10 protein-coding genes and 2 riboswitches are annotated in these 11,298 nt (G+C 64.4%); of the genes, 9 read left to right on the top strand and 1 reads right to left on the bottom strand.

The window, feature by feature from the left end:
* Positions 1 to 29 precede the first annotated feature (29 nt).
* A riboswitch (cobalamin riboswitch) is annotated at positions 30 to 272 on the top strand.
* Between the two features lie 108 nt (positions 273 to 380).
* The 7 genes from DMX11_RS25270 to DMX11_RS25240 all read left to right on the top strand — a co-directional run bounded on the left by DMX11_RS25270 (position 381) and on the right by DMX11_RS25240 (position 8,751).
* Positions 381 to 2,507, top strand: coding sequence for a TonB-dependent siderophore receptor (locus tag DMX11_RS25270; protein WP_110748375.1), 2,127 nt, complete (start codon positions 381 to 383; stop codon positions 2,505 to 2,507).
* A gap of 142 nt (positions 2,508 to 2,649) precedes the next feature.
* Positions 2,650 to 3,816 carry a DUF1624 domain-containing protein gene (locus tag DMX11_RS25265; protein ID WP_110748372.1) on the top strand — a complete coding sequence of 389 codons (1,167 nt, stop codon included), beginning with the start codon at positions 2,650 to 2,652 and terminating at the stop codon, positions 3,814 to 3,816.
* A gap of 28 nt (positions 3,817 to 3,844) precedes the next feature.
* Positions 3,845 to 4,043: riboswitch (cobalamin riboswitch) on the top strand.
* Between the two features lie 110 nt (positions 4,044 to 4,153).
* Positions 4,154 to 5,164: an ABC transporter substrate-binding protein gene (locus DMX11_RS25260; RefSeq protein WP_110748368.1), complete on the top strand. Its 1,011-nt coding sequence runs from the start codon at positions 4,154 to 4,156 to the stop codon at positions 5,162 to 5,164.
* Complete coding sequence (locus DMX11_RS25255) at positions 5,164 to 6,180, top strand: iron ABC transporter permease (RefSeq protein WP_110748381.1); 1,017 nt, start codon at positions 5,164 to 5,166, stop codon at positions 6,178 to 6,180. Before DMX11_RS25260 ends, DMX11_RS25255 begins: the two co-directional genes overlap by 1 nt.
* Complete coding sequence (locus tag DMX11_RS25250) at positions 6,177 to 6,965, top strand: ABC transporter ATP-binding protein (protein ID WP_110748365.1); 789 nt, start codon at positions 6,177 to 6,179, stop codon at positions 6,963 to 6,965. Before DMX11_RS25255 ends, DMX11_RS25250 begins: the two co-directional genes overlap by 4 nt.
* Before the next feature lie 17 nt (positions 6,966 to 6,982).
* The gene (locus DMX11_RS25245) at positions 6,983 to 7,417 is read left to right on the top strand and encodes a pseudoazurin (protein WP_110748362.1); all 435 of its coding nucleotides are present in this window, start codon (positions 6,983 to 6,985) and stop codon (positions 7,415 to 7,417) included.
* Entirely contained in the window at positions 7,414 to 8,751 is a 1,338-nt protein-coding gene (locus tag DMX11_RS25240) for an OprD family porin (RefSeq protein WP_110748359.1), read from the top strand. Before DMX11_RS25245 ends, DMX11_RS25240 begins: the two co-directional genes overlap by 4 nt.
* 103 nt (positions 8,752 to 8,854) lie before the next feature.
* Here DMX11_RS25240 and DMX11_RS25235 read toward each other — a convergent pair whose 3' ends face one another.
* The gene (locus tag DMX11_RS25235) at positions 8,855 to 9,352 is read right to left on the bottom strand and encodes a GNAT family N-acetyltransferase (RefSeq protein ID WP_110748354.1); all 498 of its coding nucleotides are present in this window, start codon (positions 9,350 to 9,352) and stop codon (positions 8,855 to 8,857) included.
* Between the two features lie 131 nt (positions 9,353 to 9,483).
* On the opposite strand from DMX11_RS25235, the gene DMX11_RS25230 reads away from it, so the two are divergent.
* Positions 9,484 to 9,963 carry a hypothetical protein gene (locus DMX11_RS25230; protein WP_110748351.1) on the top strand — a complete coding sequence of 160 codons (480 nt, stop codon included), beginning with the start codon at positions 9,484 to 9,486 and terminating at the stop codon, positions 9,961 to 9,963.
* Between the two features lie 53 nt (positions 9,964 to 10,016).
* Positions 10,017 to 11,298, top strand: a 1,282-nt coding sequence (locus tag DMX11_RS25225) for a sensor domain-containing diguanylate cyclase (RefSeq protein WP_110748378.1), incomplete at its 3' end; no start/stop codon positions are given.

The raw sequence follows: 11,298 nt of genomic DNA, 5'->3' as shown, positions 1-11,298 counted from the left end.
CATGCAGTTGGAGGCCTTCGAAGCGGTCAGCGATAATCCACAAGCCAAGCTGTCAGCTGTGATCAACTAAACGGCGAACTCAATGGCAAGAGCCATGATGAGTTACACCACTTCCCGGGACACGATCTCGTGTTAGCCACGACAAGTCCGGCGCTGCCCCCGCAACGGTAAGCGAGCGAACCCTTCGAAATACCACTGTGCCTTGGCATGGGAAGGTGAAGGTTTCACGCCCCTCGCAAGCCCGGAGACCGGCCTGGAGCTTCACTTGGCAACCCGCGGTGGGCGGGCGCAGGCCGGTATCCGTGCGCGCGCCTGCCTGCACGGTTCGCCTTTGCGTGTTTTCCACCGGGATCCATTCATTCCTGCAGCAGTGGAACGACATGTCCCGTATCTTCAAGCTTCACCCTTTGGCGGCCTGCCTGGCCGTCACCCTGCCGGCCCTGGCTGATGACCGCGGGCCGCAGCCCTTGGCCCTGCCCTCCACGGCCATCACCGACACCCTCGACAACCGCACCCTCGACCTGAGCACACCCACCCAGGCCGGCTCGCGTCTAGGCCTCAGTGCGCTGGAAACACCCGCCAGCACCAGCAGCATCAGCGCCGAACAGATCCAGCAACGCAACAACATCAGCGTGCAGGATGCGGTGACCCGTTCGCCAGGCATCACCTTCATTGGCTCGCCGGGCGACGGTGGCACCGGCCTGTCCGCCCGTGGCTTTGCCGGGCACAGCTCGGTGATGACGCTGTTCGACGGCGCACGCCTGTATACCGGCGCTGGCACCCAGACCTTCCCGGTCGATCCATGGATGGTCGAGCGCATCGAGGTGATCCGCGGCCCGGCCTCGGTGCTGCATGGCGAAGGCGCTACAGGCGCGGTGGTCAACGTGATCCCGAAAAAGCCGTTCGCCGGCGAGGTGCGAAACCACCTGCGCCTGGGCTACGGCTCGTGGGACCGGCAGCAGCTTGGCCTGGACAGCGGCGGCAGCTTCAGCGAGCGCCTGAGCTACCGCCTCACCCTGAACCAGCAGGCGGGCAACGGCTGGGTCGACCGCACCACCTCGCGCAGCCTGGCCCTGAGCGCGGCACTGCGTTTCGATGCCAGTGACGACCTCAGCTTCACCCTTGCCCATGACCGCGGCGAAGCGCAGCCTGCCAACTATTACGGCACCCCGCTGATCGACGGCCACTACCGCAGCAGCCTGCGCAGGAAAAACTACAACGTGCAGAACGATGTGCAGCGGTACCACGACGAATGGACCCGGCTGACCACCGACTGGGCACTGAACGACCATGTCAGCGCCAGCAACCAGCTGTACTACATCAACAGCCGACGCCACTGGCGCAACGCCGAGAACTACGATTGGGACGCCGATCGCCAGCAGCTGCAGCGCGGCAGCTACCTGGAAATCAAGCACAACCAGGAGCAGTTCGGCGACCGCCAGACGTTCACCTTCGACCACTCGCTGTTGGGCCTGGCCAGCAAGACCCTGCTCGGTGCCGAGTACAACAAGGTACGCTTCAACGTCGACAGCAACGCCCCCTACAACGACATCGGCGGCGACTACATGAACCCCTGGCAACCGCCGCCTGGCTGGTTCCACAGCGCCTCGCCACTGCGCCCGCAAACCTTGTCCACCACCCACACCTTCGCCCTGTTCGCCGAGAACCACCTGCAGCTGGGCGAGCGACTGTCGTTGGTTACCGGGGTGCGCCGCGACCAGAACCACATCGACCGCGACAACCTGGCCGATGGCAGCCGCAGCGATCACAGCCTGCAAGGCGGCAACTGGCGCATCGGGCTGGTGTATGCGCTCAGCGACGACCTGTCGCTGTACGGCCAGTACTCCACCAGCGAAGACGGGGTGAACAACCTGATCAGCCTCAGCCCGAGCCAGATGCACTATGACCTGACGGAAGCAAAGCAGACAGAGGCAGGCCTGAAGCAACGCTTCTGGGCCGGCCGTGGCGAATGGACCCTGGCCGCCTACCACATCGTCAAGAAGAAGCTGCTGGTTGACGACCCGCTCACTCACGTGCAACAGCAAGCCGGCCAGCAAACGTCCGATGGCCTGGAGGCGACCCTGGAGCTGGCCCTGGCCCACCAGTGGCAAGTGTCGGCCAACGCCTCGCTGGTCCGCGCCCGCTATGACGACTTTGACGAACGGGTGGGCGACATGGTGCAGGACCGTGCCGGCAACCGGCCGGCCAACGTGCCACGGCGTGCTGCCAACCTGTGGCTGAGCAAAGGCTTCGGCCAGCAAGTGCAAGCAGGCATTGGGGCGCGGTATGTGGATGCGCGTTATGCCGATACTGCCAATACCCAGAGCGCCCCCGGCTACACCGTGGTCGATGCCAATGTCGCCTGGCAGGTTTGGCCCGATGTGAGGCTGGGGTTGCAGTTGAATAACCTGTTCGACCGCGAGTACGTGCAATCGGCGTTCAGCGGGCAGCAGTGGTTGATGGGGATGCCACGCTCGTATTTCGCGACGGTGGATTACAGCTTCTGACCTGACGTGCCTGGACTGACCTCATCGCGGGCTTACCCGCGCAGAGGCCGGTGCAGGCAACACAAGAAACCGCTACCAAAGCCTAACCATTTAGTTATAAGATAACGTTTCACTTGACATCAATTCCCATCAGCGAACTTCCATGACAAGCGCCAGCGCCACCCCCACCCTGCTAACCCAGCGCCTGCAGAGCATCGATGCCCTGCGCGGGCTGGTGATCCTGTTCATGCTCCTGGACCACGTCCGCGAGACCTTCTTCCTGCACCGCCAGGTCAGCGACCCGATGGCCATCGACACCACCGAGCCCTCGCTGTTCGTCAGCCGCACCCTGGCCCACCTGTGTGCGCCAGTGTTCGTGCTGCTGACCGGCCTGTCGGCCTGGTTGTACGGCGAAAAACACCAAAGCCGCAGCGATGTCTCGGCGTTCCTGTTCAAGCGCGGGCTGTTCCTGGTGGTGCTGGAATTCACGCTGGTCAACTTCGCCTGGACCTTCCAGCTGCCGCCCAGCGTGATCTACCTGCAGGTCATCTGGGCCATCGGCGTCAGCATGATCGCCCTGTCGCTGCTGGTGTGGCTGCCACGCGCGGCGCTGCTGGTACTGGCGGCGGTGATCATCGCTGGCCATAACCTGCTCGACAGCCTGCACTTCGGCGTGCAATCGGCCCTGCACGTGCCGTGGGCGATCCTGCATGACCGCGGCTGGCTGGAGTATTCCGAACACCTGCGCCTGCGCACGTCCTACCCGGTGCTGCCGTGGATCGGCGTCATCGCCCTCGGCTACGGCCTGGGCCCCTGGTTTGCCCGTGGCAGCCAGGCAGATCAACGCCAGCACCGCTTACTGCTGGCCGGGCTGCTCGCGCTGCTGGGCTTTGTCGCGCTGCGCATGGTCAACGGTTATGGTGAAGCGCCGTGGAGCGGCTACCCCACGTTGACGCAAACCCTGATGAGCTTCTTCAACATCACCAAATACCCGCCCTCGCTGCTGTTCCTGGCCCTCACCCTGAGCTGCGGCCTGCTGTTGCTGCGCGCCTTCGAACGCGCCGGCCAGGCACGCTGGATCAGCGTCCTGGCGGTGTTCGGTGCAGCACCCATGTTCTTCTATCTGCTGCACCTGTATGTACTGAAATTGCTGTACCTGGCCAGCGTGGCACTGTTCGGCCTCAACCATGGCGACTATTTCGGCTTCGACGGCATTGCAGCGGTGTGGCTGGGCGCCCTGCTGTTGGCGGTTTCGCTGTACCTGCCGGTGCGCTGGTTCGCCCGGCTGAAGCAGCGCCGCCGTGATATCGGCTGGCTGAAGTACTTCTGAAAAGCATTTTCACCCGGCGCCGCGATGGTCTACCATGCGGGCCGCCGGTTTCCACCACGGAATTAATAGGGAATCCCAGGCCCGCCAATACGGGCCAAACGGAACTGCCCCCGCAACTGTAGGTGCCGAGCCTGCTCCATCAATGCCACTGAGTCGCTGACTCGGGAAGGCCGGGGCCAGGTGAAGACGCACCAGTCAGGAGACCTGCCGGCCTACATTCACCAACCGGCGGGGTGTCCGGGATTGGCCATCAGTGTTGCCCCTGCGGCCAGCGGGGGCTCGGCGATGCCTGTCCGTGCGTTCATTCCGTGAACTGTCCGATAGGAGATCGCCCAGCATGCTGCCCCGTTTCGCCACCCTGCTCGCCGGCCTCGGCCTCACCGGCCTGGCCCAGGCCGCTGCCACCCATTACCCGCTGACGGTCGACAACTGCGGCAAGCCGCAGACCTTCGCCCACGCGCCGCAGCGTGCGGTCACCATCGGCCAGGCTGGCACCGAAATGCTTTACGCACTGGGCCTGGGCGACAAGCTGGCTGGTACCTCATTGTGGTTCAACAACGTGCTGCCCGAGTATCAGGCCGTGAACGCCAAGGTACCGCGCCTGGCTGATAACGACCCCAGCTTCGAGGCCGTGGTGGGCAAGCGCCCGCAACTGGTAGCGGTGCAGTTCGAATGGATGGTCGGCGCCCAGGGCGTAGTCGGTACCCGCGAGCAGTTCGACGAGCTGAAGATCCCCACCTACCTGCTGCCATCGGACTGCGAAGGCAAAGATAACCTGGTGGGCGCCGATGGCACTCGCCTGCAGGCGTTCCAGGTCGACAGCATCTACAAGAGCGTCAGCCAGCTGGCGGAAATCTTCGACGTACAGGCCCGCGGCACGGCGCTGAACACGGAGCTCAAAGGCCGCCTGGACAGCGCCAAGGCGCAACTGGCCGGCAAGGACCTGTCGACGACCTCGGCGCTGTTCTGGTTCTCCAGCGCCGACCTCGACATCGACCCCTACGTGGCCGGCCGCCAGGGTGTGGCCGACTTCATGCTGCGCACCCTTGGTGTGCGCAACGTTGTCGAATCCAACGAGGAATGGCCCACCGTAGGCTGGGAGACCCTGGCCAAGGCCAACCCCACCTGGTTGATCATCGCCCGCATGGACCGCCGCCGCTTCCCGGCCGACGACTACCAGAAGAAGCTGGAATTCCTGCGCAGCGACCCGGTAACCCGCAACATGGATGCGGTAAAGCACGACCGCATCATCATCCTCGACGCCGATGCCATGCAGGCCGGCATCCGCTTGTTCCGTGGGGTGCAGACGTTGTCGGCAGCCTTTGCCAGCGGTAAAGCCAGCCAGTGATCAGTCGACTGTTACCCTGCACTGCCGTTGCCCTGGCAGCCCTGTTGGCGGCCCTGCTGGCCGGTACTGCCATCGGCGAAACCAACCTGTCCCCCAGCGTGGTCGGCCAGGTGCTGGCCAACCACCTGTGGCAGGCCGGTTACCCTGTAGACCCGATCGATGCCGGCATCGTCTGGAACTACCGGCTGACCCGTACGCTGGTCGCGGCGGCCTGCGGTGCCGGCCTGGCCACCTGCGGCGTGATTCTCCAGGCCCTGTTGCGCAACCCACTGGCCGAGCCTTACCTGCTGGGCCTGTCTGCCGGTGCTTCGACCGGTGCAGTCCTGGTCGGCCTGCTAGGCCTGGGTAGCCTTGCCTTGAGCATGTCTGCCGGGGCCTTCATTGGCGCCCTGGCGGCCTTCGCCCTGGTGCTGGTGCTGGCCCGCGCGGCCGGCCCGAGCAGCAACAATGCCCCAGTGATTCTGGCCGGTATCGCCGGCTCGCAGCTGTTCAACGCCCTGACCGCATTCCTGATTACCAAGTCAGCCACCGCCGAGCAGGCGCGTGGCATCCTGTTCTGGCTGCTGGGCAACCTAAGCGGCGTGCGCTGGCCTTCGGTGTATCTGGCCGTGCCGGTAGCGCTGTTCGGCTTGCTGGTATGCCTGTGGCATCGCCGCGCGCTGGATGCGTTCACCTTCGGCGCCGATTCGGCAGCCTCGCTAGGCATCCCGGTGCGGCGTACCCAGTTGCTGCTGATCAGCTGTGCTGCGCTGGTGACGGCGGTAATGGTGTCTATCGTCGGCGCCATCGGATTTGTCGGGTTGGTAATCCCCCATGCCCTGCGCCTGCTGCTCGGCCCCGGGCACAGCCGACTGCTGCCCGCCAGTGCATTGGGCGGCGCGTTGTTCCTGATCGCAGCCGATATCCTTTCGCGCACGCTGATCACGGGCCAGGTGATTCCGGTGGGCGTGGTGACTGCGCTGATCGGTGCACCGGTCTTCGCCCTGATCCTGGTCAGCCGCAGGGGGCGCCCATGACGGTGATGTGTGCGGCTAAGCTATCGCCACTCAGCTGCCAGGGCCTGGGCTTGCAGCTGGCCGGCAATAGTGTGCTCAGCGATATCGACCTGGGTGTCGTTGCCGGGGAAACCCTGGGCATCGTCGGCCCCAACGGTTCGGGCAAGTCCTCGCTGCTGAAGTTGCTGGCTGGCCTGCGCAAACCAGCCAGCGGCAGCGTGCAACTCATGGGTGAACCACTGGCACACATGCCTCGCCGACGGGTCGCCCAGGCGTTGGCACTGGTCGAACAGCAGGCCGATACCCTCGATGCGATCAACGTGTTCGATGCGGTTGCCTTGGGCCGCACGCCGTGGCTTTCAGCCCTGGCACCGTTCTCCCGGGACGACCGCGCCATCGTCGAGCAAGCCTTGGCCGACCTTGATGCCCTGCACCTGCGCACCCGCTTGTGGGGTTCGCTGTCAGGCGGCGAGCGCCAGCGCGTGCACATCGCCCGCGCCCTGGCGCAGAGGCCGCAGGTCCTGTTGCTGGACGAGCCCACCAACCACCTGGATATCCAGCACCAGTTGAGCCTGTTGCAACAAGTGCAGGCACTGCCAGTCACCACCCTGGTGGCCCTGCACGACCTCAACCAGGCACTTACCTGCGACCGTGTCGCGGTACTCGACAAAGGCCGCCTGGTCGCCCTGGGCGCCCCTTTCGAGGTGCTTACCCCGGGCCTTCTGCTGAGCACCTTCGGCGTCTACGCCCACTACCTTACCGACCCTTACGACGGCGCGCGCATCCTGCGCTTTCGCGCCCCCTGAACCAGGAAGTTCTGCCCATGCTGTTGCGCCCTGTCGCCCTGCTGCTCGCCAGCGCCCTGCTTGCCCCGGCCGCGCAGGCCGAAGTCCATGAAGTGAAAATGCTCAACCGCGGCAGCGACGGCGCCATGGTCTACGAACCCGACCACCTGCGCATTGCGCCAGGTGACAGCGTGCGCTTCCTGCCAACCCAGAGCGGGCACAACGCCGCCAGCATGGCAGGCCTGCTACCTGCCGGTGCCACAGCGTTCAAAAGCAAGCTGAACCAACCGTTCGAGCAAACCTTCAGTGTGCCAGGCGTATACGGCATCCAGTGCATCCCGCACCTGGCGATGGGCATGGTCATGGTGATCCGGGTGGGAGACGCGCCCGCAGCGCAAATACCCGCCAGCTTGCCACCCCGAGCCAAGGCGCGCATGGCCCTGCAACTGCAAAAGCTCGAGGCCGGGCAATGAGCCGGCTGTTGTGGGCTCTGCCCCTGTTGAGCCTGGCGCCTGTCGCCCTGGCCGACTCCGCCCAAGCGCAAAGCCACGGTTTCATCGAAGATGGCCGCTGGAGCATTCTCAACCGCAGCGTGTTCGACCAGCGTGACTACAAGCACGGCGGGCGTAACAGTGCTGCGCGCAATGCCTACAAGCCGCGAAACGCGCGCAATGGCAAGGCCGAGGAATGGGCGTATGGCTTGATGGGCACTTTCCAGTCCGGCTTCACCCAAGGGCTGCTTGGTGTCGGGGTCGATGCCCATGCCTACCTGGGCGTGCAACTCGACAGCGGCGGGGGGCGCGCCGGCAAGGCGCGTTTGCTGGGTGTCGACAACGACGGGCACCCGAAGAACGAATACAGCCGTGGGGGCGCGGCAGTGAAACTGCGCATGGCCAATACCGTGCTGTCCTACGGTGAGCAGCGGGTCAAGACCCCGGTATTCAGCTCTTCAGACAGCCGCCTGCTGCCCGAGACCGCCACCGGTTGGTTCCTCACCAGCAACGCGTTCGACGCCCTCAAGCTGGTGGCAGGGCACTTCAACGAAAGCACCGACCGCAACGCCTCCAGCCACGATCAGGGCTTTGTGGTGAACTACTCCAACGGCCGGCAGGGCAACAGCTTCGACCTGGCCGGCGCAGTGTGGAACCCCAGCGCTGCCTTCAGCGGCAGCCTGTACACCTCGCGCTATGCAGACAGCTGGAACCAGCACTACCTGGGCGGCACCCTTAGCCAGGCACTGGATGACCGCCGCAGCGTCAGCCTGGACCTCAACCTGTACCGCACCACCGACACTGGCAAGGCGCTGTCCGGGCGTATCGACAACACCACCTGGAGCCTGGTCTCGCGCTACAACCAAGGGCCACACGGCTTCAGCCTGGGCTGGCAGCAGGTAGACGGCAACACGCCATTCGACTACGTGACGCGGGGGGCGATATTCATCGCCAATGCGGTGCAGATGTCGGACTTCAACGCACCAAACGAAAAGTCGTGGCAGGCGCGCTACGATTTGAACATGGGTGCCTACGGCGTGCCCGGGTTGAACCTGACGGCGTTGTACGTGCGCGGGTTCGATATCGATGGCACGCACGTCGACCCCGAAGGCGGGTATGCGTACCTGGGTTATGGCAAAGCTGGCAAGCATTGGGAGCGCGACCTGGAGGCGCGCTACGTGGTGCAGGGCGGCAAGGCCAAGGGCACCACGTTCTCGCTGCGGCATAACGTGCACCGGGGGAACACGGCCCAGGCGGAGCTGGATGGCGACCAGATACGGCTGGCGGTGGAGTGGCCGATTTCGGGCGGTTTTTGACAGATCGCGTTGCCTGAACCGGGAATGACAAGCAAGCCATGCAGGTTTTGAAATGAACCCGTCGATCACCCCGAAAGCGCCGTTGTAGGCGCTTTCGCACAGGTCAACGCAGGCGCATTTGCATGTGCGTGGTCTGCCAGACCGGATCCTGCTCCACATCCACCACCACGAACCCTTGCCGCTCCCAGAATGCAATTGCACCGGCCAGGAATGGATGGGTATGCAGGTACAGGCAGCCAATGCCCGCCTGTACCGCCCGCTCGCGCAGTGCACCGAACAACGCGCCCGCCAGGCCATGCCGGCGGTAGTCCGGCAGCACGAACAGGCGCACCACTTCGACAACCCGCTCGGCGTGATAATCAAGTTGGGCGAAACGATGGTCATAGGGCAGGTAACCGATCACCGCCACCAGTCGCCCGTTATCGCGGGCCTCCAGGAAGCAGCCCTCGCCCTCCAGATAGGTTTCGGCGAATTGCGCCAGGTCGCGTGGCACAGGGGCGTTTGTCAGCATCGGAAACAGCTCGCGGCGGGCGCTGTCGACAAACGCCAGCACTTCGGCAATGGCGCTGCGCGCCACAGGTTGCAGGGTCCAGGTCGGCATGAGGCTATCGGCAATGGTCGGGAGGGCAAGGTTCTACCGCAGCACGCCGCTCAAGGCAAATCACAGGGCTCGTCGCGACCAGGTGGACATCGGTATAATCGACATTCTTCACTGCCCGACCAGGCCACCCCATGCCTTGCCTCCCGAAGTTGCTGTTGCCACTGTTGCTGACTGCCGCCCTCACCGCCTGCGAGCAGAAACCCTCCCGTGAAGAACAGATCCTTGCCCAGTTACCCTTGCAGGATGCCTACACGCATAACATCGAACGCATGGCCGGGCTGCTCGGGCGCACGCACCCGCAGCTATCGCAAGCGACCATCCAGGATGTACTGCGCAAGCACCTCACCGTCGAGGACCAGCGCCAGGACCTGTTCCGCCTGTACAGCGAAAAGAACTTCAGTGACGCCGAGTTCGCCACCATTGTCGCGGCCACCCAGGACCCGGCCAAGGCCCGCGCCCTGGAAGACACCGAAGCCGGCAAGCGCCTCAGCGAAAAACTCACCGGCCTGATGCGCGAGAGCGCCCGCGACACGAAGGTCCAGGCGCTGGTCGAGCAGCGCATGCAGCAGGTGGAAGACGAGTTGAACGCGCTGGAAAAGTCAGGCTCCTGAACGTGGCCGGCAAGGTCATCCCCATTTCGTAACCCAATCACCCGAGGTCAGGATTGCCACACGCCAAGCACGGATTGCGCCTGGATCTACGTACACTCATTCTGGTGCTCTGCGCCCTTACCGCCGTGGTGATGCTCTGCGCCAGCTATTTCGCCAGCTACCGGGTACAGCGCCAATTGCTGATCGACCACGCCCTGGAGGCCAACCGGGTGTATGCGACCAAGCTGGCCAGCATCACCGAGACCTTTATCGCCAGCGCCTTGCAACAACTGACCTACAGCGCCAGCGTTCAAGCCCGGCACCTGAGCGACGCCGCTGCGCTGCAGGACGAGACCGACCGCGTGCTTGGCCAGGGCATGGCTTTCAATTCCACATTCGTGATCGACGCCAACGGCATGCTGCTGGCGATATCCCCTGCCCCGCTTCGCCACCTGGTCGGCACCCGCATGCAGTCGCCCGGCGCCAAAGAGGCACTGCAGGAACGCCGCCCGCTGGTTTCCACACCCTTTCTATCAGCGGCCAACAACCTGGTAGTGGTGCTGTCTCACCCGATTTTCGACAGCAACGGGCGCTACCTCGGGTACGTCGGCGGCAGCCTGTACCTGCGCGAACGCAACATCCTCAACAGCCTGCTGGGCGAGCACTTCCACCAGGACGGTTCGTACCTGTATGTGGTCGATCGCAACCGCCGGTTGCTGTACCACCCCAACAGCCAGCGGGTGGGTACGGTGGTAGAGGGCAATGCGCTGATCGACCAGCTGACGACATTGACCAGCGGCACGCGGCAACTGACCAACAGCCAGGGCGTGGAAGTACTTGCGGGCTACGCCACTGTCCCCAGTGCCGGCTGGGGCGTGGTGGCGCAGCAGCCGTTGGCGCAGACCACAATGCCGCTGAACTCGCTGATACTGAATGTGGTGGGCATTTCCGCGCCCTTGGCACTGGTAGGCAGCCTGCTGCTGTGGTGGCTGGCGATGACCATCGCCCGGCCACTCTGGCAACTGGCCGCTGGCGCCCGCTCCATGGACCGGGTCGGCACCGACGAGCGCCTGCACCGGGTGCGGGCCTGGTACTTCGAGGCGGCAGAACTCAAACGCGCGCTGCTGTTCGGCCTGAACTTGTTGCAGGAGCGTATTGGCCGGCTCAATCGTGATGCCCAGACCGACCCGTTGACCGGCCTCGGCAACCGCCGCAGCCTGGAATTCAGCCTCTCGCTACTGGAAGCCGAAGGGCGGGCGTTTTCGGCCATCGTGCTGGATATTGACCACTTCAAGCGGGTCAATGACAACTTTGGGCACGAGGTGGGCGACCAGGTGCTGCGCCGGCTGGCGGAGT

The organism is Pseudomonas sp. LB-090624, assembly GCF_003205205.1.
Taxonomy (GTDB): domain Bacteria; phylum Pseudomonadota; class Gammaproteobacteria; order Pseudomonadales; family Pseudomonadaceae; genus Aquipseudomonas.
Note: the sequence above shows the minus strand (reverse complement) of the source record. Positions and strands in the feature narration are given on the sequence as shown.